Genomic DNA, 24,227 nt, shown 5'->3' on the forward strand with positions numbered 1-24,227 from the left:
GTCGGACTAGGTCAAAAGCACCATGGCCTAGTGCAGCAATACCGGGGGCTTGGCCCGGATTTCGGAGACATTTAGGTCGACTTGGCGGCGGCGATCCCGGACAAGCAGCCACCGACACAAGGGTGCGGTGACAGGGGATATCTTGATGGCCGATCGTCTCTTCTTCCGCGCGCCGGTCTGCGTCGCGACCGGACTTGCCGCGTTGCTGGGCGGCTGCGTCGACCCCTCGGCGCGGATCGCCACCGCGATGGAGGGGTATGGGTTCCAGCCCGCCCAGTCGCAATGCGTCGGCGACCGGCTGGAGGCGAACCTGTCGATCGGCCAGTTGCAGCAGCTCGGCCGTGCGGCGCGCGCGGCGCGGCAGGGCGACGCCAGCCCCGGGCGGCTGACCATCGGCGACTTCGTGCGCGTCGCGGGGCAGGTGAAGGACCCCAAGGTGCCGATCGAGGTCGGCAAGGCGGCCGCGGGCTGCGGCGTCCTCGCCGATGCGGCCGCGGCGGTGCCGCTCTGAACCCGCGATAAGCCCCATCCCGGAGCTTTCGCGATATTGCTGAAATGCTTACCTTGAGATAGCGCTGGTCAGGCTTGGATCGTTTCTCTTTCTCTCCCGATCCGGTCGTACCGGTGGTCGCTGCCCCGGCGGTGCGACGGTCGATCGATGCGTTCGGCGCGCGGCTGGACGCGGCGGACCCGGTCGTCATCGGGTTCCGCGACGCGACGCTGCCGATGGCGGTCAGCGACCCGACGCTGCCCGACGATCCGATCATCTACGTCAATGCCGCGTTCGAGCGGCTGACGGGCTATGCCGCCGACGAGATCGTCGGGCGCAACTGTCGGTTCCTGCAGGGCCCGGCGACCGACCCCGACGACGTCGCCCGGCTGCGCGACGCGATCGCGGCGCGGCGGCGGATCGAGATCGACCTGCTCAACCATCGCCGCGACGGCACCGCCTTCTGGAACCGGCTGACCGTCGCGCCGGTGTTCGGCGACGATGGCGCGCTGACCTATTTCGTCGCCTCGCAGACCGACGTGACGCTGGAACGGCACCGGCTGGTCGAGCTGATCGCGGACCGCGACGCGCTGCAGGTCGAGGTCGCGGTGCAGGAGGCGGCGCTGGCCGAGCGCGAGTTGCAGTTGCAGCTCGCGCTGCGTGCCGGGGGGCTGGGCTATTGGAGCTTCGACGTCGCGTCGCGGGTGCTGGAGGCCTCGCCCGGCTGCAAGGCAATCTTCGGCCGCACGCCGGACGAACCGTTCACCTATGCCGATTTCGCCGCCGCGGTGCATCCCGAGGACATGGCGACGGTCGCCGCGGCGATCGACGAGACGATCGCCGGCGTGGCGGACTGCGCGCACGATTACCGCATCGTCACGCCCGCCGGCGAGCTGCGCTGGGTGCAGACGCGCGGCGAGGTGACGCGTCGCGACGGTACGGCGCCGACGACAATGATCGGCTTCTCGACCGACATCAGCGCGCGCAAATTCGCCGAGGAGCATCGCGCGGTGCTGGCGCAGGAGCTGACGCACCGGGTGAAGAACACGCTGGCGACGGTGAGCGCGGTGGTCAGCCAGACGCTGCGCAACGCCGGCTCGATCGCCGAGGCGCAGGAGGCAATCGGCGGGCGGATCGCCAGCCTCGGCGCGGCGCACGACCTGCTGATCCGCGACGAGGTGGAGGGCGCGGCGCTCGGCGAGGTCGCCGAAGGCGTGCTGATGCCCTTCATGGACCGTGCCGGCCGCGTCTTCTCGATCGAGGGACCGGAGGTACGGCTGTCGCCCGCGATCACGCTGGCGATGTCGATGGCGCTGCACGAACTGGCGACCAATGCGGCCAAATATGGCGCGCTGTCGGTGGCGGGCGGGCATGTCGCGGTGCGCTGGCAGCACGTCGACGCCGGCGACCCGCATCGCATCCGTTTCTCCTGGGTGGAGAGCGGCGGCCCGCCGGTGGCGCCGCCGACGCGCACCGGCTTCGGCACGCGGATGATCTCGCGCGTGCTCGCGCAGCACGTGCGCGGGCAGGCCTCGATCGACTATCCGCCCGAAGGCGTGCGCTTCGTCATCGATGCGGTGATCTGAGCGCGGACAGCGGCCGGCGACGCCGCATCAGCCGTTGCGGAGCGGGGCGAGGCGCTGGAAGGCGGCGCTGAGCGCGTCGATCGAATAGGGTTTGTGGAGCAGCTCGAACTCGCCGGCGCCATGCTTGGACAGGATCTCGCTATAGCCGCTGGTCAGGATGATCGGCAGCGCCGGCAGGCGAGTGCGGATCAGCTGCGCCAGTTCGATGCCGTTCATCCCCGGCATCATCACGTCGGAGAAGACGACGTCGAAGCCGTCGCCATCCCCTTCCAGCCGGCCGAGCGCCTCCTTGGCGTTGCGCGCGAGCACGATGTCGTGGCCGAGGTCGCTGAGCGCGGCGGTGGCGAAGGTGCCGACCTCGGGATTGTCCTCGACCACCAGGATGCGCAGCGACGCGGCGGTCGCGGCGGCGGGCGGCGCAGGCGGCGGCGCGACGGCGGGCGCGGCGCGTTCGCGTGGCAGGAACAAGGTGAAGGTCGCGCCCTCGCCGACGCGGCTGGTCGCCAGGACGTCGCCGCCCGATTGCTTGGCGAAGCCGAACACCTGCGACAGGCCGAGACCGGTGCCGTGACCGACGCCCTTGGAGGTGAAGAACGGCTCGAAGATCCGATCGATATGGTCGGGCGGGATGCCGGTGCCGGTGTCGGTGATCGACACTTTGAGGAAGTCGCCCCGGCGCGCGCTGTGGCCGCGTACCGGCGGGATGCAGTCGCAGGTGTCGACCGCGATCGTCAGCCGGCCCTCCTCGCCCATCGCGTCGCGCGCATTGACCGCCATGTTGACGATCGCGGTCTCGAACTGGCTGACGTCGGCATGCGCGAAACAGGCGGCGTCGGGCAGATCGAGGTCGACGGTGATCAGCGCGCCGGCCAGCATCTCCATCATGTCGGTCAGCCCGCGGATCGTATCGCCGACGTCGAACACCTGCGGGGTCAGCGACGAACGCCGGGCGAAGGCGAGCAGCTGGCCGGTCAGCGTGCTCGCCCGGTCGGCGGTCTGGGCGATCGCCTCGATATAGCGGTCGCGCCGTTCCGCGCTCAGCCCCGGCCGGCGCAGCAGCTCGGTCGAGCCGCGGATAACAGTCAGCAAATTGTTGAAATCGTGCGCGATGCCGCCGGTGAGCTGGCCGAGTGTCTCCATCTTCTGCGCCTGGCGCAGCGCGTCGTGGGCGCGGGTCAGCGCTTCGCTGCGTTCGGCGACGCGGCGTTCGAGCGTGTCGTTGACCTCCTGCACCGCGCGGAACAGCCGCGCATTGTCGATCGCGATCGCCGCCTGCGCGGCGATGCCGACGAGCAGCCGCTCGTGACGGGCGTGGAAGCGGCCGGGCTCGGGATGGCCGAACAGCAGTCCGCCGAGCACCTCGCCGGAGCGCGACGCGACCGGCGCGGCCAGATAGCTGCGCACCGGCAGATGGCCTTCGGGCAGGCCGCGGTGCGGGGCGTTGTGGCCGTAGCGCGGGTCCGACTGGATGTCGTCGGAGCGCAGCACCCCTTCGTTGCGGAAGGTCGGCGTGAACACCGCGGTTGCGCGCGGCTTGCCGAACCCCTCGAACGCGGCGCGGCTGGCGCCGGACAAGGTGAACAGATGGAGCCGCTCGCCGTCATCGTCCCGCTGGTTGTGGAAATAGGCGCCGAACTGGGCGCCGGTCAGCGTCACGCCGGCATCGGTGACCATCTGCACGAGCGGTTCGAGGTCGAGTTCGGCGGCGAGCGCGGTGCCGATGTGGTTGAGCGTCTCGAGACTGTGCGTCTCGGCGATCAGCTCCTGCTCCAACGCCACCGCCTGCGTCACCTCGATGACGACCGCAAGGACGCCGCCCGCGGTGCCGGCCGGATCGAACACCGGTGCGTAGGTCAGGTCGAAGAACACCTCGGCCGGGAAACCGTCGCGGTGGACGGTGATCCGCTGGCGCGAGAAGCTCAGCGGCTCGCCCGCGAGGCCGGCGCGCAGCACGCGACGGTTGAAGTCCGCCGCCTCGGGCCAAGCCTGCGTGATCGGCTGGCCGAGGATGGCGGGATGGTAGCGGCCGGCGATGACGGCGTATCGATCGTTGTAGATCAGCCGGCCCTCGTCGCCCCACAGCAGCGCCATCGGCAGCGGCGATTGCAGGACGATGTCGGTGACCGTCTTGAGGTGCGGCGGCCAGCGATCGCGTGGCCCCAGCGGCGTCGCCGCCCAGTCGTGGGCGGCGACCAGCGCCGCCATCTCACCGCCACGACTGGGAAAATCCGTCAATTCTCGGGCCTTGTCATGGTCGCATCACCGATCAGAACCGGCGAGCGGCCGAACTGATCCCGATCAATGTGCGCCCATGCCGCAGGTCGTCGCAAACCGGGACGGTACGGGTCGTGTTCAGCCGGCACCGGGTTTGCGCTGTTCGGCCTCGTAATCGGCGTCGGTGCCGATCTTGCCGCTCGTCTCCGCCTCGGCAACGCCATCGGTGGCGGTCGCAGTGACCGGGCCGTCGGTGCCGGCGACCGCATGATCCCGGCGGTCGGCGGTCGGCACTGCGTTGCCGCCATCGTCGGTCGCGTCGGCGCCCTCGCGCGAGCCGGTCGCGGCGTTGGCGACGCTGGCGTCGTCGTCGCCGGCCTGGCCGCTGCCGTGATAGGCGATCTCCGTCTGGCCGCCGTGGCCCATGAAGCCGCCGCCCTCGGGCGTCTTGCCGGTGTGCGGATTGGGATAGGCACCGCCGCTGCTCTCGCCACCGGCGCTGCGGCCGTGGATCTCGCGCTCGCCGCCGCCGGGGACGCCCGAGACGCCGTCCGGCGCGCCCTTGCTGGCCGGGTTGCCGCTGACCGGATTGGGGACCTTGTCGTCGCTCATCATGTCATCCTTGGTCGTGGCCGCGGTTGCAGCCTCGATAGCCAAGCGATGCGGGTCCGCGATCGTTCCTCGCTTGAGGTGCGATTGACCGGCGTCGGCGTCACGCCGCGGGCAGGCGGCGGTTCAGGCGGGTACGGATCGGCACGTCCCAGCGCGCATGCGCGAGGCCGGCGAACAACATGGCGAAGACGAACAATGCGGCCGCGACCGTCGCGGTCAGCCAGCCCGGTCCCTGCCGCCCGGCGATCCAGTTCATGTAGAGATACACGAACGGATAATGGGTGATGTAGATCGGGTAGGAGAGGCGCCCCGCCAGCTTGCAGAGCACGACGACGCGCGGGCCGCCGTGCGAATGGCGGCCGGCGACGATGATCGCAGGGAACAGGATCAGCACGCAGGCGGCTTCGTAGAGGCCGTTGAGCTTGAGCGCGCCGATGGCGGGGAAAACCGGCGCGGCGAAGGCGAGCGCAAGCACGATGCTGAGCGTGACGAAGCCGAGCCGCAGTCGCGGCAACCGATCGCCGAGCCGGTAGAGCAGCAGCCCGGTGACGAAGGGATAGGCGAGCCGGACCGGGGCACCCCAGAAATTGGCGAGGCCCCAGCCGGTGTCGTAGGAGCCGAGCGTCAGCGCGGTCGCGGCGGAGACGATGGCGGCGAGCAGGGCGACGCTGGCGAGCGCGCGCAGGCCGAGCCGGCGCAGCAGCAGCGCGTAGGCAAGATTGGCGATATATTCCTGGAAGAGCGTCCAGGCCGGCGCGTTGAGCGGGTGACTGTCGCCGAGCCGGTTGGCGAGCGGCAGCGACGGCAGCGCGAGCAGGCCGGCGGCGAAGGCGAGCGCGATCAGTCCGGCGGACGCATCCTGCTTGTCGCCCGCGAAGGGATCGAAGAGGTAGCTGACCAGCCCCAGCACCGTACCCAGTATGACGAGCGGATGCAGCCGGACGAGGCGCCGCGCCAGAAAGCCGCGCGTCGTCATCCGCGGCCAGCGATCGTCATAGGCGTAACCGATGACGAAGCCGGACAGCGCGAAGAAGAAGTCTACCGCCAGATAGGCGTGGGGCAGCGCCAGCTTCGATGCGTCGAACAGGACCGCGATTCCCTGGATGTGGAAGGCGACCACCAGCAGCGCGGCGGTGCCGCGCAGGCCGTCGAGCACCTCGAAATGCGTCTTGCCGACGCTGGTGCGGTCGGGCGCCGGGTTCGCGGTCATGCGCGCAGCACGCGGGCGGGGTTGCCGGCGACGGTGGCGCCGGCGGGCACGTCGCGGGTAACGACGCTGCCCGCGCCGACGATCGCATCGTCGCCGATCGTCACGCCGGGCAGGATCAGCGCGCCGCCGCCGATCCAGACGTTGGCGCCGATGCGGATCGGCCGGCCGAATTCGAGCATCGCCGCGCGCGCTGCGGGGTCGCGCGGATGATCGGCGGTGAGGATCTGGACGCCCGGTCCGATCTGCGTCCCCGCACCGATCTCCACCGCGACCACGTCGAGGATGACGCAGCCGAAGTTGAGGAACACGCCGTCGCCGAGCCGGATATTGTCGCCATAATCGCAATGGAAGGGCGAGCGCACGGTGACGCCGCGGCCGACCGCACCGAGCCCTTCGACGAGCAGGGCGTGGCGCTCGGCCGGGCTTGCTGCGGCGGCGGCATTGTAGCGCGCCATCCATCGCGCGGCGCGCGCGGCGTCGGCGGCGATCTCGGGATCGTCGGCGGTGTAGAGATCGCCCGCCAGCATCTTCTCTTTCTCGGTCATCGCCTCAGCTCAGATCGTGGAGGTCTTTGCCGAGCGGCGCGGTGATGCGCAGATCGGAGAAGCGCACGCCGAGCCCGCTGCGCTCCGGCGTGCAGGCCATCGGTCCGACCCGGTAGGAGGAGGCGACGGGAAAGGGGGCGAGGCGGACCAGCTGCCAGGTCTTGCCGTCGGCGGAGACCTGCAACCGCAGCACTCCCTTGGCCACCGTCGCCCGCATCCAGAAGTCGGACGCGTCGCCGGTGTAGCGGCCGGTCGCCCAGTCCGAGCGGCCGTCGGTCAGCACGCTGCTCAGCATCGCCGCGCCGTCCGACAATTCGATCCCCGCCTTGACCCAGCGGCGTTCGTCGACGCGGACCATGATGCCGGCCTGATCGTAGAGCTGCTGGTAATCGCCGCGGATGCGCAGTTGCGCGGTGAAGGCGGCGGGGGTGGGGAAACCGAGGAAATGACCACTGTCACGGGTGAAGCCGTAATGCGTCTCGCGCCAGAAATCGGTGGCGCGATCGGTGACGATGCTCAGGTCGTCGGCGGCGTCGGCGTGCCATTGCTTGGGCGGATTGAGCCAGCGCCCGTCGTGGCGGCCGAGCACCGGCGCATCCGCCGCCTGACCGAGTGCCGCACCGGCGGTTGCGGGCAGCGCCAGTGCCGCGGCACCGCCGAGCACGGTACGACGGGATAAGGGCGGTTGGGACATGATCGGCGGCCTTTCTTGCGATACGGCGGCGTCGGCCGCGAAGAATGCGCGTACATGTACAAATGTACACATGAATGGCAAAGGAAGAATGCGTGATATCCGGCGAACCCAAGCGGAACGATCCCGATCGCCGGCAGCGGATCGTCGATGCGACGCTGGAGGTGATCGCGCAGCATGGCGTCGCGGCGACGACGCACCGGCGGATCGCCGCGGCGGCGGCGGTGCCGCTGGGATCGGTGACCTATTATTTCGCGTCGCTGGAGGCGCTGCTGACCACCGCCTTCCTGCAACTGGCGGCGGAATCGTCGGCGGCATTCGCGGCCCGGCTGGCGGAGGCGCAGGACCGCGACGGCGCGCGTGCGGCGATCGTCGACATCATCGCCGAATCGATCTGGGCGGAACCGCGCACGTTGCTGCTCAGCTACGAACTCTATGCCTTCGCCGCGCGCCACCCGCCGGTGACCGCGGTGATGCAGCGATGGATGGACGACAGCCGCGCGGCGCTGGAACGCTTCTTCGATCCGCTCACCGCACGCGCGCTGGATGCGCTGGTCGAGGGGATCGGCATCCACAATTCGATCGACCGCCAGCCGCTGCAACGCGACGCGATCCGCGAGATCGTCGATCGTGTGGCCGGCGCCTGATCCGCCTTTTCCACGATCGAGCGCGGGCCTGGCGATCGGCGCGCGACGCGAGGCGCGGGAGGCGTTAGGCGGCGGCGATGACCGACCAGACCGACCATGCCGGGATCAGCCCGGGGCTCACCGCGATCTTCTCGCTCGCCTGCGGGCTGATGGTCGCCAACCTCTATTACGCGCAGGCGCTCATCGGCGAGATCGCGCCGGCGCTGGGGCTGCACGGTGGCGTCGCCGGGCTCGTCGTCACGCTGACCCAGCTCGGCTATGGTGCCGGGCTGTTCTTCGTCGTCTCGCTCGCCGACCGGGTCGAGAACAAGCGGCTGATCCTGCTGCTCACCGTCGGCGCCTGCCTCGGGCTGGTCGGGATCTGGACCGCGACGGGGGCGACGGGCTTTCTGATCTTCTCGTTCCTCACCGGCTTCTGCTCGGTTGGCGCGCAGATCATGGTGCCGCTCGCCGCGCATCTCGCCCCCGAACGGCGCCGCGGCCAGGTGGTCGGCAACATCATGGGCGGGCTGATCACCGGCATCATGCTCGCCCGGCCACTGGCCAACGGGCTCGCCGCGGTGGCGGGGTGGCGCGCGATCTTCGGACTGTCGGCGATCGGCATGGCGCTGCTCGCCTTGCTCATCGCGCGCACCGTGCCGCAGCGGCGGCCCAAGCCCGATCTGAGCTATGGCGCGCTCCTGCGGTCGGGCCTGTCGCTGCTCGTCCGCACGCCCGCGATCCGCCGCCGCACCGCCTATCAGGCGACGATGTTCGCCGCGTTCAACCTGTTCTGGACGACGGTGCCGCTGCTGCTCGCGCAGCGTTTCGGGCTCGGCCAGATGGGGATCGCGCTGTTCGCGCTCGCCGGGGCGGGCGGCGCGCTGGCGGCGCCGATCGCGGGGCGGCTCGGCGACCGCGGCCATGTCCGCGCCGGCACCGCGGGCGCGCTGGCGGCGGCGATCCTCGCCTTCCTGCTCGCCGGCTGGGCCGGGGCGGCGCATGCGCTGATCCTGCTCGCGGTCGCGGCGGTGGTGCTCGACGCGGCGACGCAGATGAACCAGGTGCTCGGCCAGCGCGTGCTCTTCTCGATCGCGCCCGAGGCGCGCGGGCGGATCAATTCGGTCTATATGACGATGGTCTTCCTCGCCGGTGCGCTCGGCTCGACACTGGCGACGATCAGCTATGACCGCGGCGGCTGGACCGCGACCGCCGCCGTCGGCGCGGTGCTGACGACGGCGGTGTTCCTGCTGTTCCTGACCGAGCGCCGCGCCGCCTAGCGTTTGGCGGCGATGTAGCGCGTCACCTGTTCGTCGAGCAGGTCGAGCGGCAGCGCGCCCTGGTCGAGCACGACTTCGTGGAAGTCGCGGATGTCGAACTTTGCTCCCAGCGCGCGCTGGGCCCGCGCCCGTGCCTCGCTGATCCGCAGCTGGCCGACCATGTAGCTGGTCGCCTGGCCGGGCCAATTGAAATAGCGATCGACCTCGCGCGCGATGTCGGTGTCGGAGACCGAGCTGTTGGCCCGGAAATAGGCGATCGCCTTGTCGCGATCCCAGCGCTGCGCGTGGATGCCGGTGTCGAGCACCAGCCGGATCGCTCGCCACATCTGCAGCGACAGCATGCCGAACCGGGCATAGGGATCCTTGTAGAGCCCCATCTCGTCGGCGAGCCGCTCGGCATAGAGGCCCCAACCTTCCGCATAGGCGCCGTAGCCGCCGTATTTGCGGAACTTGGGGATGCCGGTCAGCTCCTGCTGGCGCGCGATCTGGAAATGGTGGCCGGGCGCGCCCTCATGCGCGGCGATGCCGGCGACCTGCACCTTCTGCGTCTGCGTCATGTCGATCAGATTGACGTAATAGATGCCCGGCCGCGATCCGTCCGCCGAGGGCGGATCGTAAAAGGCGGTCGATGCGGTCCGCTCGCGCCATGGCTCGACCGCGCGGACCTCCAGCGGCGCCTTGGGCAGGACGCGGAAATAGCGGGGTGCCGCCGCCATCGCCCCGGCGATCACCGCGCGCGCATCGCCGAGATACGCCTGCCGCCCCGCCGCGGTGTTGGGATATTTGAACTGCGGATCGGTGCGGATCTTGTCGAAGAACTGGTCGAGCGTGCCGGTGAAGCCGACCTCGCGCTTGATCCCCTCCATCTCCTGTCGGATCGTCGCGACCTGGCGCAGCCCGAGCGCGTGGATCTGCTCGGCGGTGAGATCGGTGGTGGTCGCGGTCTTGAGGCGGTCGGCATAATAGGCCGCGCCGTCGGGCAGGCTCCACGCGCCGAAATTGCCCTTGGACAGCGGCTCGACCGCGTCGAGCGCGGCGAACAGCACGTCATAGCCGCGACGGAACGGACCGGTCAGCGCCGCGGACGCCTCGCCGATGAGCTGCGTCCGGGTCGCCGGTGGCACGTCGAGCGCGGTCACCTTCTTGCGGAAATCGGCGAGCAGCGTCGAATCGGGGCCGGCGTCGAAGGGCGCACCGGTGACGACGGCGCGCGCGTCGGACCGGGCGGGGGCGAAATTGACCTTGTTGGGGACGATGCCCGCCGCCGCCTGTTCGCGCATCGTCGCGGCGACCTCTCGCATCACCCGCTCGGTGTCGCGCAGGCGGGCGATATAGGCGCGGGCGTCGGCGAGCGTGTCGATCCGGTGATTGTTGATCAGCAGGACCGGAATGTCGCCGGCCGGGCTGCCGGTGGTCGAGACCGGGAAGCGCAGTCTGCGGAAGCGGAGCGATTCGCGCCCGCGCGTCACCTCATATTCGAACAAGCGATAGCTGACCCGCGCGCTCTCGCCGAGCTGGTCGGGGCGGAAACGCGCGTGCATGTCCTGCAACTGGCGTTCGGCCAGCGCCTGATCGGCGCGCGCGCCGGCATCGGTGTAATCGTCGAGCCGATCCTCGTGCGTCTTGAGGCCGAGCTGGGTCAGCGCCTCCGGATTGCGATCGAGCTGTTCGTCGAAGGCGCGGTCGAGGAATTGCAGCAGCGCCGCGTCCTGCGTGGCGGTCGCTGCGGAACGGGGCGGGCCAGCTTTGGGCGGGGCGGCCTGGGGCGGGGCGGCGTCGGCCTGGACGAGCGGTGCCGTCGCCACCAGCAGCAGGGCAAGAGCGTGACGCATGGAGAATCCCCTGTCGAAACCATCGGCGCCGGTTGGTCCGGTGCGCGTATCGCGCCGACCTTACGTCATGCGCGCGCCGCGACAAGTCTCGCGCGTCGGCCGGACGCGAGGCGTCCGGCCGCAGGGCGTCAATCGGCGGTGACGTCCGCCGCGTTGAACTCGGCAAAGGCCTCCTTCACCTCGTCGGCGAGCGTCGCGTCGTTGATGTCGACCGACACGACGACCGCGCCGGCGTGGGCGCCGTCGTCGCGCGCCTCCGGCGTGGGGGCGCCGGCCTCGGTGTCGGAGCCGGCGTCCTCGGTGCCGACGGTATTGTCGGGGCCGTCGGCGGCGATGAACACGTCGGTGCGCGGAATCTCGAACTGCTGCACCAGCCGTTCCACCGTCATCTCCGCTTCGCGCCGCGTCTCGAACTTCGCGGTCAGGGTCGTGCTCATGAACCTCTCCCGGCGGTCACCGCGACCGCCAAGCGCCTCCAACGCGCGAACGCCGGTGTCGACGCAGGAATTCGCACGTGCTTTGCGGTCCCGCGCTCCGGTCGGTAAGAGGCGGCATGAACCCCAGCGACGTCACACCCGCGGATGCGCTCGTCATCGTCGATCCACAGATCGACTTCTGTCCCGGCGGGCGGCTCGCGGTGGCGGACGGCAACGCGGTGATGGCGCCGATCGCCGACCTCGCCGCGCGCTTCGCGCATGTCGTCGTGACGCAGGACTGGCATCCCGCCGGGCACAGTTCGTTCGCGAGCAGCCATGCCGGACGGCAGCCGTTCGAGACGGTGCGGATGCCGTATGGCGAGCAGGTGCTGTGGCCGGACCATTGCGTCCAGGGTACGCCGGGCGCCGATTTCCATCCGGCGGTGGCCGCCGCGGTGGCGCGGGCGGGGCTGATCCTGCGCAAGGGGCAGCATCGGCACGTCGATTCCTATTCGGCCTTCTTCGAAAACGACAAGACGACGCGGACCGGGCTTGCGGGCTATTTGCGCGACATCGGGGTGCGGCGGTGCGTGTTCGTCGGGCTCGCCTACGACTTTTGCGTGGCGTGGTCGGCGCTGGATGCGCGGCGCGAGGGCTTCGCGGCGGCGATCTGGACGCCGTACACGCGGGCGATCGCGATGCCGCTGGCGCAGGGCACGACGGTGGATGCGATCGAGGCGCAGCTCGCCGCCGCCGGGATCGCGTTCTAGCGGACGAAGATGTCGCTGATCGCGCGGTCGAAATGCGCGTCCATCAGCGTCGCGGCGGCGGTGGCGTCGCGATCGGCGATCGCGGCGGCGAGGTTGCGGTGGACGGCGAAGACCGTGTCGCGCTGCTCGGGCGTCTCGCGCGTCTGCCAGGCGGTGGGGACGGCGACGCGCATCAATTGCTCGAACGAGCGGACGATCTGGTGGAACAGCGCATTGCCGCCGGCGCGGGCGATCGCCTGATGAAAGGCGATGTCGTGGCGGATCAGCCGGTCGACGTCGTCGGCGCTGGTCGCCATCTGCGCGGCATGGTCGACGATCAGCCGGGCGTCGGCGTCGCTGCGATGCTCGGCGGCGAGCGCGGCGGTGCGCAATTCGAGCGTGCGACGGACGTCCCAGACGTCGCTGGTGGTGATCTGCGCGGTGGCGACGGCATGGTCGATCGAGGCGGCCATCACCGAGCCGTCGATCGCGCCGACGCGCGCCTTGCGGCCGTTGCCGACGTCGATGACGCGCAGCGCGGCGAGCGCGCCGAACGCCTCGCGCATCACCGCGCGGCTGACGCCGAGGTCGCTGGCGAACTGGCCCTCGCCCGGCAAAGTGTCGCCGACCTTGAGGTCGGCGGCGCGGATATGGTCGCGGACGCGGCGGACCGCCTGATCGACCAGCGAACCGGAAAGATCGGGGGTCATGCGGCGAGCGGGTGGTTGCGCAGCTGCGTCGGCGCCTGGCCGTAGCGGCGCGAGAAGGCGCGGGTGAAGCTGGCGTTGTTGAGATAGCCGCAGCGATAGCCGATCGACGAGACCGGCAAATCAGTGGCGAGCAGCAGCTCGCGCGCGCCGCTCAGCCGGCGGTCGGTGATCGCGTCGGCGACGCTCATTGCGAACATCGAGCGGAAACCGCGCGTGAGCTTGGCGCGGTTGAGGCCGCAGGCGCGCGAGATCGAATCGAGCGTGAGCTTCTCGTGCCAGCGCTCGTCGATCAGGCGGCGCGCCGCGGCGATGCGTTGCGCCTCGCCGGCGGACAGGGCGCCGCTGCCGTCGGCGGGGATCAGGCTGCCCTCGCCCAGTTTCTCGAAGGTCGCGCAGATCAGCTCGATGCACTTGGCGATGCGCAGCGTCGCGGCGGCGGCGCTCGCCAGCCGGCCGGGTTGCAGGGTCAGCGCGATCGCGCGCATGTCGCTGGGGATATGCCAGCTGCCGGCGCGGTCGGGTGCGCCGCCGAAGATGCGGGTGCAGGCGGTGGTCGCGACGACGAAGACGATCTCCGCCGTTTCGAGCGCGTCGGCGTCGGCGGCCGGGTGGAAGTCGAAGGTCGCGGGGGCGAGCCGGTAGCCGAACGCCACCGCCTCGAACGTCCAGTCCACCATCGGCAACGGTCCCTCGCCGATGAAGGCGAACATTTCCGGCGATACCTCGACCCGCGTTTTCATCCTGACCTCTCATTCTATTGTTGAGGGCGTGATGAACCTATCGGATAGCTGATGCAAGAGCTTTCAGATAGGTTCCGCGGTCGCCGTCGCGGGGGCGCGGCGCATCGCGACGAAGAAGGCGAGCAGCGACAGCGTGCTGGTCGCGGCGCCGACGGTGGCGAGCCCCTGGTCGAGGTGCGATTCGCCGCCGAACAGGCTGCTTGCCGCCGCGACCAGCGTCGGGGCGACGCCGAAGCCGATCAGCCCGGCGATGGCGATGAACGCGCCGATGCACAGGCCGCGCAGCTCGTTGGGGATGAGCACGGTCAGCGCCACCGAGGTGACGACGCCGGTCACCGCGCCGCACAGCAGCAGCAGCCCGAGCGCCGCCCCGAACACGGGGACAGAAGGGGCGATCGGGAACAGCCCGGCGGGGATGCCGACCGCGGCGGCGATCACCGCGCCGATCAGCAGGCCGCCGCGGCGACCGCTCTTCTGCCCCCAGTCGGCGGAGACGCCACCGACGATCGCGCCGAGCAGGCCGGCGACGAAGATCATCGTTCCCATCCAGCCCGCGACCTGATCGGGGCGGAGGCCGAAGCTGCGCGACAGCACGGGCGCGGCCCAGATCGCGGCGGCGGCGTCGGCCATCACGACGCTGACCTGTCCCATGAACAAGGGCAGCAGGAAGCCGCGGCGCGCCCACAGTTCGCCGGCGACGACGCGGAACGGGGCGTGGGTGCTCGCGGCGACTTCGTGGCGGGCGGGCTCGCGCAGCAGGAACAGCGGGATCATGAAGACGGCGCCGAGCAAAGCGAGCGCGAGATGCGCGCTGCGCCACGGCGCGGCGTGCCAGAACCAGTCAGGTGCGCCGCCATGGAGGAACAGGCCGAACAAGGCGCCGGTGAGGCCGAACGCCATCGCCTGCCCGAGCGACTTGCCGAGGTTGACGACGAGCAACGCGCGGCCGCGCTGCGTCGGCGGGCAGAGGTCGGCGCAGAGCGACAGCGCGGCGGTGAGCGCGCCGGTGGTGCCGATGCCGGTCAGCATGCGCGCGACGAACAGCAAGGCGACGCTCTGCGCGACCGCGGTGAGGACGGTGCCGAGGACGAAGGTGGCGACCAGCACGATCATGATGCGGACGCGATTGTGGCGGTCGACCCAGATGCCGATCGGGATCGAGAAGAGCGCGAGCGGCAATGCGGCGCTGAGCCCCTGGATCAGACTTAGGGTATAGTCGCTGAGGTGGAGTTCAGCCTTGGCGCCCTCCTGCACGGTGCCGAACGATCCCATCGTCGCGAAGCCGAGCATCATCGCCAAGGCGAGAGCGAGCAGCGGGAGGAGCGAGCGGGAGAAGGCGGGCGTGGCGGGCATGGCTGGCTCCTGGGGTGACGAAGTACACCCCTCCCCTTCAGGGGAGGGGTGGGGGGCGGGGGGTGTCTCACCGAGGCCTACGCTCACGGACAGGCCCCACCCCAACCCCTCCCCTGAAGGGGAGGGGCTTTTAGGAACGGTCACAGACTGAAGATCTTGCCCGGGTTGAACAGGTCCTTCGGGTCGAGCGCGCGTTTCAGCGTGCGCATCACGTCGACGGCGTCGCCGAGTTCCTCGACCAGCCAATGCTGCTTGCCGATGCCGATGCCGTGTTCGCCGGTGCACGTTCCGTCCATCGCCAGCGCGCGGGCGACGAGGCGGGCGTTGACGCCCTCGACCTCGGCGAGATCCGCTTTGGACTGCGGATCCATCGCGAAGATGACGTGGAAATTGCCGTCGCCGACATGGCCGAGGATCGTCGCGGGGACGCTGCACGTCGCGAGGTCCGCCTTGGTCGCGGTGATGCATTCGGGCAGGCGGCTGATCGGCACGCATACGTCGGTCGCCCAGCCGACCGCGCCGGGGCGCAGCGCCACCGCGGCATAATAGGCCTCGTGCCGTGCCTTCCACAATCTGCCGCGCTCCTCCGGGAGGTTGGACCAGGCGAAGTCGCCGCCGCCATTCTCCGCGGCGAGCATGCCGACCATCTCGACCTGCTCGGCGACGCCGCCCGGCGAGCCGTGGAATTCGAAGAACAAGGTCGTCACCTCGGGCAAGGCGAGCTTCGACCAGGCGTTGACCGCGCGGATCTGCATGTCGTCGAGGATCTCGACGCGGGCGAGCGGCACGCCGGCCTGGATCGACTGGACGACGGTGGTGATCGCGCCTTCGAGGCTGTCGAAGCCGCACACCGCGGACGAGATCGTCTCGGGGATCGGATGCAGGCGCAGCGTCACCTCGGTGATGATGCCGAGCGTGCCCTCGCTGCCGACGTAGAGGCGGGTGAGGTCGTAGCCCGCCGCCGACTTGCGCGCGCGGCGCGCGGTGGTGACGACCCTGCCGTCGGGGGTGACGACCTTGAGGCTCAGCACCGCTTCGCGCATCGTGCCGTAGCGCACCGCATTGGTGCCGCTGGCGCGGGTCGAGGCCATGCCGCCGATCGTGGCATTGGCGCCGGGATCGATCGGGAAGAACAGGCCGGTGTCGCGGAGATGCTCGTTGAGCTGCTCGCGGCGGCAGCCCGCCTGCACCGTACAGTCGAAATCCTCGGCATTGACCGCGACGATCTGGTTCATCTCGCCGAGATTGACGCTGACGCCGCCGCGCACCGGCACCGCATTGCCCTCGATCGAGGTGCCGGCGCCGAACGGCACGATCGGCACGTCGGCGGCCACGCAGAGGTTGACGAGATCGACGACATCCTCGGTCGAATGCGCGAACACGACCGCGTCGGGCAGGACGACGTCGAAATGCGCCTCGTTCGAGCCATGCTGGCGCAGCATCGCGTCGGTGAGATGGAGGCGCTCGCCGAAGCGCGCGCGCAGCCGGTCGAGGAACGCCGGGTCAGGCGCGGCGCGGGGGAGGGCTGTGTCGATATGCATGGGGTCAGAACCTGAAGCCGAGGCGCACGCCGATGCGGCGGCGATCGCCGATGATGCCGAGGTCGGAGGCGGGCAGGCCGGCGAGGGCGAGCGTCGTCCTTTCGATATAGGCGTCGAAATAGTTCTTCTGGAGCAGGTTGTTGGCGAAGGCCGCCACCTCCAGCGGGCCGGTGCGATAGGTGATCGCGGCGTTGACCAGCGCATAGGGGCGCAGGAAGGTCGGCGTCGTCTGATTGAGCGTCGCGGCGAGGCGGCTGCCCTTGGCAACGACGCCGCCGGTCAGCGTCAGCGTGTCCTCGCCGCCGAGGGGGATGGTATAGTCGCTGTAGATGTTGCCGCTAAAATCGGGCTGGAAGGTCAGCCGGTCGGACGACAGCGTGCGGCCGGTCACCAGCGTATAGGGCGAGGAATCGGTCAGTCGGGCGTGGATGTAGGTGACGCTGCCGTTGATCGTCCAGTTGGACACCGGCCGGATCGTCGCCTCCAGCTCGGCGCCGTAGCTTTCGACGTCGCCGCTGTTGAGATCGACGGTGACGAGGCCGCCTCCCGCCGCCGGCGCGATCGAGTTGAGACCGATGTAGTTGGAATAATCGTTGTAGAAGACGTCGCCCGACAGGCTGAACGCGCGATTGGGCGAGACGTATTTCGAGCCGATCTCATAGGTCCATGCCGAATCGCCCTTGTAGGTGCGGATCGGCGCGGTCGGCGCGTTGAAGCCGCCGCCGCGATAGCCGCGCGCCACCGAGGCATAGGTCATCAACTGGCTGGTCCAGTGGCGGGTTATCGAAAGGCGCGGCTCGACCTGATCGGATTTGAGCTGCGCGTTGGAGAGGGTGGTCGGCAGCGCCGCCGCGCCGACGGTGATCGCGATGTCGCCATCGGCGCTGCGCTTCTCGTGATCGTAGCGCAGGCCGAGCGCGATCTCCCAGGCGGTCGTCGGCTTCCAGAAGATCGTGCCGAACGCGGCATAGGTGTCCGCCTTGGTGGCGTTGTTGGTCAGGCGGGTGAGGTTGGCGGGCAGGATGCGGGTGCGGTCGAACGCGGTCGCCTCCTCGCGGCTGTAGAACAGGCCGAGCAGGGTGCTGAGCGTGCCGCTGAGTTCGGTGTCGAGGCGGGTCTCGACGGTCTTGGTGCGCAGGCTGTCGGTGCCGTTGCTGCGCGCGATGTCGGCGGGGCCGAAATCGGCGTCGCTATTTGGGGAGACGCCGTTGCGCGCGTCATAGGAGCCGACGAGGGTGAATTTGGAATTGATCGCCTCGATCGGCGTCTCCAGCCGCGCGTTGACGCCGCGATAGCGATATTGGATGCGATTGGGTGCGTTGAACTGGACGATCCGCGAATAATCGGTCGGGCCGGTAACGCGTGCATAGGGCGTGTTGGCGCCTTCGACCCAGTCGTAATAGCCGTTGACGGTCAGCACGACGTCGCCGGTCGGGACGAAGCGGATCGTGGTGTTGAGCGAGTCGGTCTTGAACGGGCTGGCGTCGATGCCGAGCATGTTGTTGCGCAGGAAGCCGTCCTGCTGGCGGTGGCCGGCGGCGACGCGGACCTGCAGCACGTCCTTGATGATCGGGCCGCTGACCGAGGCGGAGGCGAGGATGCTGTCGTCGGGGCCGGCGAAGCTGAAATTGCCGCGCGCCTCGGTCTCGTTCGACGGCTGGCGGGTGATGACGTTGATCGCGCCGCCCAAGGTGTTCTTGCCGTACAGCGTGCCCTGCGGGCCGCGCAGCACCTCGATCCGGTCGATGTCGAGCAGCGGATTGTTGAGGTAGGAGGTGTTGGGCTGGTAGATGCCGTTGATGAACAGGCCGACGCCGGGCTGCACCGATTGCACCAGCGTGACGCCGACGCCGCGGATCGAGACGAAGGCGCGGCCGGCGCCGTCGCTGGCGATGTTGAGGCCGGGGGTGAGCGAGGCCGCCTCGCGCACCGAATTGACGCCGCGTTCGGTCAGCGTGTTGCCGCTGATCGCGGTGGCGGCGATCGGCACGTCGAGCAGCGATTCGGCGCGCTTGCGGGCGGTGACGACGATGTCCTGATCGCCGGTCTGCGGGGCGGCACCGGTGGCGCGGCCGGGCGGGGCGGTATCGGTGACGTCGGGGGCCTCGGCGACCTGCGCGGCGGCGGGTGCGGCAAAAGCGAGCAGCGCGACGGGCGCAGTGGTGACGGCAAACAGGGTGCAAAGGCGCATCGAAAATCCTCTCTTTGGCCGGTGAGTCTTCGCCCACCTGTCAGAAAGGTTGTGCGCCTTTCGCTACCTATCCGAAAGGTCGATCGGATATGCCGATCGGCTCTGCGACTTCGCCGATCACCAGCAGCTGTAACCGCCGTCGGCGAGGACGATGCTGCCGGTCATCAGGCTGGCGGCGTCGCTGGCGAGGAAATGGACGATCGCGGCGACCTCCTCGGGTTCGCCGAGCCGCGCCTGCGGCGTGCCGTCGATCCAGCGGCGGTACATTTCGCTCTCCTTGTCGGCGAAGGCGTTGAGCGGGGTGGCGATATAGGTCGGCGCGACCGCGTTGACGCGTACGCCGCGCGGCGCCCATTCGGCGGCGAGGCTGCGGGTGAGCTGATGCACCGCGGCCTTGCTGGCGTTGTAATAGCTCTGCGGCTGCGGGCGGTTGACGATGAACCCCGACATCGAGCCGATGTTGACGATGCTGCCCCTGCCGCGCGCCAGCATATGCCGGCCGAAGGCGCGCGCGCACCAGAAGGTGCCGTTGAGGTTGACGTCGAGGACGTTGCGCCATTGCTCGTCGGTGACGTCTTCGGCGGGGGTATCGCTGCGCGCGATGCCGGCGTTGTTGACGAGCACGTCGACCACGCCGGCGCTGTCGGCGATGCGGGTCACCGCGGCAGGGTCGGTGACGTCGAGCAGGACACCGTCGACGGGGCGGTCCTGGCCACGCAGGCGCTCGAGCGCGGCGCCGAGCGCGTCGGGATCGCGGTCGGCGAGGATGACGCGCGCGCCGGCCTCGCCGAGCGCATCGGCGCAGGCGAAGCCGATGCCCTGCGCGGCGCCGGTGACGAAGGCGGTGCGCCCGTCGAGGCGCAGACGATCGAGATACATGGGCGCAATCCGATCAGGGCAGGAAGGCGGCGGCGGGCATCACCGGTTCGGCAACCGGTTCGCCGGCGGCGAGCTGGTAGACGGTGCGGCCGTCGCGCTCGAACGGCGCCCAGGGCAGCGATCCGTCGCGGGCGAATTGCACCCAGAGCGCATGGATGCGGTCGGCGAGGTCCTGCGGCGGCGCGGTGCCGCACAATCCTTCCGCGCCGGTGCAGGTGGCGAGGCTGTCGAAGACGAAGGGCAATTCCATGCCGTGCGACGCGCCGAGCCCGTCGCCGTAGCGCGGTGAGCGCCATTCGAATTCGTACATATGGGTGCGGCCGCGATGCTCCTCGGCGAAGCGGCGCGCCGGCCAGCGGAAGACAAGGTCGGTCAACGCGTCGGTCAGCACCTGTCCGGCGGGTTTGCCGCGCCCCATGCCATAGGCCTTGAGCACGGCCCAGGCGCGTGGCTGCGACTTGCGCAGCACGACCCAGGCGAGCAGCCTGCCGACCGCGCTGTTCAATTTGTCGCGGACGCCGCTGGGGACGAGATAGAGGTTCATCTCCTCGCGGTTGCTGCCGATCAGCAGCGCGACCTCGGCGCCGGCGCCCTGTTTGAGCGCCTCGAGCGGCGCGAGCGGCAGCACGTCGTCGCCGTGGACGGGGACGAAGCGGCTGATCCCGAACACCGGCTCGCGCCCGTCGTCGCCGCGCAGGTCGAGCCGGGTGGTGGGCAGCGACACCGTCTCCACCGCATCGAGCAGCGGGTCGCCGGGTGCGACGCTCGCGAACCCGGCGCGATCGGGGGTGACGCCGAGCAACGCCGCCATCTTGCGCACCAGCCGCTGCGCGACCGGGACGGTGCGGGTCATGCCGCCATGGCCGCTCTGCACGATGGCACGCTGGAACAGCCCCCTGGCGAGCGGCGAGGCGATCAGATCGGCGATCGCCATCGCGCCCGCGCTCTCACCGAAGACGGTGACGTTGGCGGGATCGCCGCCGAAGGCCGCGATCTCGTCGCGCACCCAGCCGAGCGCGGCGATCATGTCGCGCAGGCCGAGGTTGGTCGGCACGCCCGGGATCGGCAGGAAGCCGTCGACCCCCATGCGATAGTTGATCGCGACATAGACGATGCCGTCGCGCGCGAAGCTCGCGCCGGTCTGCACGCCCGCGTCCTTGCTGCCGACGACGAAGCCGCCGCCGTGGATGAACACCATGACCGGGCGCGCCCGCTCGTCCCCCGCCGGGCACCAGACGTCGAGCGCGAGATATTCGTCGCCCGGCGTCCAGCCCTCGCCGATCAGCGGCGCGGCATCGAGGCCGGGCAGCTTGCGGGTTCGCTGCGGCGCGTTGGCGCCGGGCTCGACCGCCGGCCGCACGCCGGACCAGCGCGGCACCGGTGCGGGCGGCGCGAAGCGGTGCGCGCCGACGGGGGCCGCGGCATAGGGAATGCCGCGAAAGACGGTGAGCGCGCCATGGCGGCGCCCTTCGACCGGTCCGGCACCGGTCTCGACCACGGGAGGGGGAAGCGACGACATCCTGCCCTTATGCCGCGGGCCGGGCGCCCGGCGTAGCGCCCATCGTTATGCCGATCGGGTGATTTGCCGTGCCCGGCGAGGGCGGCCTGACCCGCGGCCCGATCAGACGTCGGACTCGAGGCGGAGCCGCCAGGGCGTCGGTGCGGGGGTGGGGGCGGGGGCGATGGCGGCGATGGCGCGCTCGGCTTCGCGGGCCATCATGACGAGCAGCGACCGGTCGAAATCCCCGGTCAGCGGTGCACTGTCGGCGATGCAGAGTGCGCCAAGCGCCATGCCCGCCTCGTCGTGGATCGGCACGCCCGCGTAGAAGCGGACGAAGGGATCGCGGGTGACGCTGTCGAACTTGGCGAAGCGGGCGTCCTCGCGCGCATCGGGCACGACGAGCGCTCGACCACCCTGCTGGATCGTCACCGCGCAGAAGGCGGTGCTGCGCGCGGTCTCGGCGATGCCGAGGCCACGCTCGGCGAGCAGGATCTGCGAGCGTTTGTCGATGATCGAGATCGCCGCATAGGGCCGGTGATAATGATCGCGCACGACGTCGACGATCCGCGCGAGTTCGGTGCTGCCGCGCATCGAAACCGCCCGGCTGCGATCCACGGCAAGCTGCCGCGTCTTCTCCGCGGAGAAAGCATCAAACCATGAACTGACGCGCGGCTCGTTCACCGTGCTCTCCCACCTGTTTCATCAACAACTCTAAGTATCGCAATTGGTTGCCTAACAACGCAACTGAAAATACCAAGCAAAGCCGGTGGATATCGGCAGCTGTCGTCAGCAGGGGAGAACAAATCGGCGAAGAATAATCCAACCGAAATGAGGCGAATTCTCGTTAACGGACGATTTACTACGATGACGGAGCGTCGGGCAGGTGGAGGAGGACGGCGAGGCCGGGCTCGGCGTCGGCCAGCCGCAGCGTCGCGCCGATCCGCGCCGCGGCGGAGCGCACGACGGCAAGGCCGAGGCCGCTGCCGTCGGGCGCATGGCGGTCGCCGAGGCGGACGAACCGCTCCAGGGCGCGGTCGCGGTCGGCGGCGGCGATACCGGGTCCGTCGTCGCGCACGGAGAGATCGACGCCGCCGTCGGCGTCGCGGATCGCGACGGTGACGGTGCCGCCGCGCCGGTTGTAGCGGATGCCATTGTCGATGAGGTTGCTGAGGATTTCGACCAATAAAGTGCGGTGGCCGTGCACCCAGGCGGGCGCCGCCGCGGCGTCGAGCTGGAGTTCGACGCCGGCGTCGATCGCCTGGCCGATGCGACGGCTGATGACGCGAACCGCCACCTCGCGCAGGTCGACGCGTTCGAGCGGCGGCGCGGCGCCCGCCTCCTCGGCGCGGGCAAGCGCGAGCAGCTGGATCAGCAGCCGTTCGAGCCGCGCGGCGGCGGTGGCGATCTCGTCGAGCGCCTCGCGCGAGCCGCGGCGGGCGAGTTCGATCTGCACCTTCAGCACCGACAGCGGCGTGCGCATCTGATGCGAGGCGTCGGCGGTGAAGCGGCGCGTCGCGGCGGTCGCGGTGTCGAGCTGGGCGAGCAGCCGGTCGAATGCCTCGGCGAGCGGGCGAAGTTCGAGCGGCAGCGGGCCGGCGTCGATCGGCGACAGGTCGGGCGCGGCATGGCCCTCGCGCGCCTCGACCGCGCCGCGCAGCCGCGCGAGCGGGCGCAGGCTCCAGCCGAGCGCCGGGCGCAGCAGCAGAATGGCAATGCCGACCAGCGCGAGTTCGCCGCCGAGCAGCGCGATCAGCAGCCGGCGGCTGAGCGCGCGACGGCCGTCGAGCGTCTCGGCGACCTGGACGACGACCGGTCGCTCGATGCCGGGCAAGGCGCGGCGGACTTCGGCAATGCGGATGCGCTGGTCGCGATAGTCGGCGAAGCGGAAGCGCGGTTGGTCGATCGCCAGCGCATCGGGGGCGGGGGCGGGAAGGTCGGCATAGCCGGTGAGCAGATCGCCGCCGACCGCGATGCGGTAATAGACGTTGTCGCGCTCGCTGTTCTCCAGCATGCCGAAGGCGGCGGGCGGCAGGTCGAGCGTCACCTCGCCGCGCTCGACCTGCACCGTCTCGGCGATCGCGCCGAGCGCGCCGCCGAGCACGCGGTCGTTGGTGCGCCGCACGACGTCGGCGATCAGCGCCGCGCCGGCGACGCCGAGCAGCACCGCGACGCCGAGCAACGGCCCGAGCATCGCGACGAGCAATCGCGTGCGCAGCGCGATGGCGCGGGGGGCGGGCATCAGGTAGCGCCGCGGGGGAGGGGGCGGGTCGCCGTCCGTCGGCAATGGTGGGTCATCCCGCCTCACCCCGCATCGAGCAGATATCCCACGCCGCGTACCGTGCGGATCTGCGGGCCGTCGGGGGCGAGCTTGCTGCGCAGCCGGGTGACGTTGACCTCGATCGCATTGGGGCCAACCGGCTCGTCATAGCCGAACACCTCGGCGAGCAGCAGTTCGCGTGGCACCACCTGCCCGGCGCGGGTGGCGAGCGCGTCGAGCACCGCCCATTCGCGGCGGCGCAGGTCGAGCGCACGCCCGCTCACCTCGGCCTGCCCGGTCGAGCGGTTAAGCGTCAGCGCGCCGATCGTCACCACCGGCGTCGGATCGCCGCCGCGGCGCCGGCCGAGCGCCCGCACGCGCGCCTCCAGCTCCTGCGGCTCGAACGGCTTGCGCAGATAATCGTCGGCGCCGAGGTCGAGCCCGCGCACCCGGTCGTCGAGCGCGTCGCGCGCGGTCAGCATCAGCACCGGCACCTTCTCGCCGCGCCGCCGCAGCCGTTCAAGCACGGTGAAGCCGTCGATGTCGGGCAGGCCGACGTCGAGGATCAGCAGCGCATAGGGTTCGCCCGAGACCAACGTCAGCCCCTCCTCGCCGCTCGCGCAATGATCGACCGCATGGCCGCCGGCGCGCAGCAGCGCGGCGATGCTCCGGGCGAGCGCCGCATCGTCCTCGATCATCAGGATTCGCATGGTTTCACCCGGTGAAAGGTTGCTGACAGGTGCGCCGGATATCCCACGATGGCAGCTTATCCGATCACAGAAGCGGAAAAGCGAGAGGAGCCGG

22 protein-coding genes are annotated in these 24,227 nt (G+C 70.2%); 5 read left to right on the top strand and 17 right to left on the bottom strand.

Annotated features, from left to right (window positions below; translation table 11 throughout):
• The first annotated feature begins 145 nt into the window (after window positions 1-145).
• Both MC45_RS17290 and MC45_RS17295 read left to right on the top strand, forming a co-directional pair.
• Complete coding sequence (locus MC45_RS17290) at window positions 146-511, top strand: hypothetical protein (protein ID WP_038665847.1); 366 nt, start codon at window positions 146-148, stop codon at window positions 509-511.
• A gap of 74 nt (window positions 512-585) precedes the next feature.
• A complete protein-coding gene (locus MC45_RS17295) occupies window positions 586-2,076 on the top strand; it encodes a PAS domain-containing protein (protein WP_218916679.1) in 1,491 nt (496 codons plus the stop codon).
• 27 nt (window positions 2,077-2,103) lie between these two features.
• Here MC45_RS17295 and MC45_RS17300 read toward each other — a convergent pair whose 3' ends face one another.
• The 5 genes from MC45_RS17300 to MC45_RS17320 all read right to left on the bottom strand — a co-directional run bounded on the left by MC45_RS17300 (window position 2,104) and on the right by MC45_RS17320 (window position 7,351).
• Window positions 2,104-4,281, bottom strand: a complete 2,178-nt coding sequence (locus MC45_RS17300) for a hybrid sensor histidine kinase/response regulator (RefSeq protein ID WP_052075747.1) — start codon at window positions 4,279-4,281, stop codon at window positions 2,104-2,106.
• A gap of 147 nt (window positions 4,282-4,428) precedes the next feature.
• Window positions 4,429-4,902, bottom strand: a complete 474-nt coding sequence (locus tag MC45_RS19655) for a hypothetical protein (protein WP_179944551.1) — start codon at window positions 4,900-4,902, stop codon at window positions 4,429-4,431.
• A 100-nt stretch (window positions 4,903-5,002) separates the two neighbouring features.
• Window positions 5,003-6,112 carry an acyltransferase family protein gene (locus MC45_RS17310; RefSeq protein WP_038665852.1) on the bottom strand — a complete coding sequence of 370 codons (1,110 nt, stop codon included), beginning with the start codon at window positions 6,110-6,112 and terminating at the stop codon, window positions 5,003-5,005.
• Window positions 6,109-6,657: a sugar O-acetyltransferase gene (locus MC45_RS17315; protein WP_038665855.1), complete on the bottom strand. Its 549-nt coding sequence runs from the start codon at window positions 6,655-6,657 to the stop codon at window positions 6,109-6,111. Before MC45_RS17315 ends, MC45_RS17310 begins: the two co-directional genes overlap by 4 nt.
• Window positions 6,658-6,661: 4 nt before the next feature.
• On the bottom strand, window positions 6,662-7,351 hold the full coding sequence (locus tag MC45_RS17320; protein ID WP_038665858.1) for a DUF1349 domain-containing protein: 690 nt from the start codon (window positions 7,349-7,351) through the stop codon (window positions 6,662-6,664).
• A gap of 92 nt (window positions 7,352-7,443) precedes the next feature.
• On the opposite strand from MC45_RS17320, the gene MC45_RS17325 reads away from it, so the two are divergent.
• Window positions 7,444-7,995 (top strand): TetR/AcrR family transcriptional regulator, encoded by a 552-nt coding sequence (locus tag MC45_RS17325; protein ID WP_212742992.1) that lies wholly within the window; start codon window positions 7,444-7,446, stop codon window positions 7,993-7,995.
• Window positions 7,996-8,072: 77 nt separating this feature from the next.
• Window positions 8,073-9,254 (top strand): MFS transporter, encoded by a 1,182-nt coding sequence (locus MC45_RS17330; RefSeq protein WP_038665861.1) that lies wholly within the window; start codon window positions 8,073-8,075, stop codon window positions 9,252-9,254.
• On the opposite strand, the gene MC45_RS17335 is transcribed toward MC45_RS17330, so the two are convergent.
• Together MC45_RS17335 and MC45_RS17340 are read right to left on the bottom strand one after the other, a co-directional pair.
• The gene (locus MC45_RS17335) at window positions 9,251-11,086 is read right to left on the bottom strand and encodes a DUF885 domain-containing protein (RefSeq protein ID WP_038665863.1); all 1,836 of its coding nucleotides are present in this window, start codon (window positions 11,084-11,086) and stop codon (window positions 9,251-9,253) included. The genes MC45_RS17330 and MC45_RS17335 overlap by 4 nt on opposite strands.
• Before the next feature lie 128 nt (window positions 11,087-11,214).
• A complete protein-coding gene (locus MC45_RS17340; RefSeq protein WP_038665866.1) occupies window positions 11,215-11,523 on the bottom strand; it encodes a hypothetical protein in 309 nt (102 codons plus the stop codon).
• 116 nt (window positions 11,524-11,639) lie between these two features.
• Between MC45_RS17340 and MC45_RS17345 the strand changes: the two genes are divergently transcribed.
• Entirely contained in the window at window positions 11,640-12,272 is a 633-nt protein-coding gene (locus tag MC45_RS17345; protein WP_038665869.1) for a nicotinamidase, read from the top strand.
• On the opposite strand, the gene MC45_RS17350 is transcribed toward MC45_RS17345, so the two are convergent.
• The 10 genes from MC45_RS17350 to MC45_RS17395 all read right to left on the bottom strand — a co-directional run bounded on the left by MC45_RS17350 (window position 12,269) and on the right by MC45_RS17395 (window position 24,133).
• Entirely contained in the window at window positions 12,269-12,961 is a 693-nt protein-coding gene (locus tag MC45_RS17350; protein ID WP_038665872.1) for a FadR/GntR family transcriptional regulator, read from the bottom strand. The genes MC45_RS17345 and MC45_RS17350 overlap by 4 nt on opposite strands.
• A complete protein-coding gene (locus tag MC45_RS17355) occupies window positions 12,958-13,701 on the bottom strand; it encodes a helix-turn-helix transcriptional regulator (RefSeq protein ID WP_038665876.1) in 744 nt (247 codons plus the stop codon). Before MC45_RS17355 ends, MC45_RS17350 begins: the two co-directional genes overlap by 4 nt.
• Window positions 13,702-13,764: 63 nt before the next feature.
• Window positions 13,765-15,054, bottom strand: coding sequence for an MFS transporter (locus MC45_RS17360; RefSeq protein WP_038665879.1), 1,290 nt, complete (start codon window positions 15,052-15,054; stop codon window positions 13,765-13,767).
• A 140-nt stretch (window positions 15,055-15,194) separates the two neighbouring features.
• Window positions 15,195-16,595: an FAD-binding oxidoreductase gene (locus MC45_RS17365; RefSeq protein WP_052075748.1), complete on the bottom strand. Its 1,401-nt coding sequence runs from the start codon at window positions 16,593-16,595 to the stop codon at window positions 15,195-15,197.
• Window positions 16,596-16,599: 4 nt separating this feature from the next.
• Window positions 16,600-18,786: a TonB-dependent receptor gene (locus MC45_RS17370; RefSeq protein ID WP_038665882.1), complete on the bottom strand. Its 2,187-nt coding sequence runs from the start codon at window positions 18,784-18,786 to the stop codon at window positions 16,600-16,602.
• Between the two features lie 117 nt (window positions 18,787-18,903).
• Entirely contained in the window at window positions 18,904-19,665 is a 762-nt protein-coding gene (locus MC45_RS17375; protein WP_038665883.1) for an SDR family NAD(P)-dependent oxidoreductase, read from the bottom strand.
• A gap of 13 nt (window positions 19,666-19,678) precedes the next feature.
• Window positions 19,679-21,184: a carboxylesterase/lipase family protein gene (locus MC45_RS17380; RefSeq protein WP_038665886.1), complete on the bottom strand. Its 1,506-nt coding sequence runs from the start codon at window positions 21,182-21,184 to the stop codon at window positions 19,679-19,681.
• Window positions 21,185-21,286: 102 nt separating this feature from the next.
• Window positions 21,287-21,757: a GAF domain-containing protein gene (locus MC45_RS17385; RefSeq protein ID WP_052075749.1), complete on the bottom strand. Its 471-nt coding sequence runs from the start codon at window positions 21,755-21,757 to the stop codon at window positions 21,287-21,289.
• Window positions 21,758-22,025: 268 nt separating this feature from the next.
• The gene (locus MC45_RS17390) at window positions 22,026-23,405 is read right to left on the bottom strand and encodes a sensor histidine kinase (protein WP_038667885.1); all 1,380 of its coding nucleotides are present in this window, start codon (window positions 23,403-23,405) and stop codon (window positions 22,026-22,028) included.
• Window positions 23,406-23,467: 62 nt separating this feature from the next.
• Window positions 23,468-24,133 carry a response regulator transcription factor gene (locus tag MC45_RS17395; protein ID WP_179944552.1) on the bottom strand — a complete coding sequence of 222 codons (666 nt, stop codon included), beginning with the start codon at window positions 24,131-24,133 and terminating at the stop codon, window positions 23,468-23,470.
• Between the last annotated feature and the right edge of the window lie 94 nt (window positions 24,134-24,227).

The organism is Sphingomonas taxi (genome assembly GCF_000764535.1).
GTDB lineage: Bacteria > Pseudomonadota > Alphaproteobacteria > Sphingomonadales > Sphingomonadaceae > Sphingomonas > Sphingomonas taxi.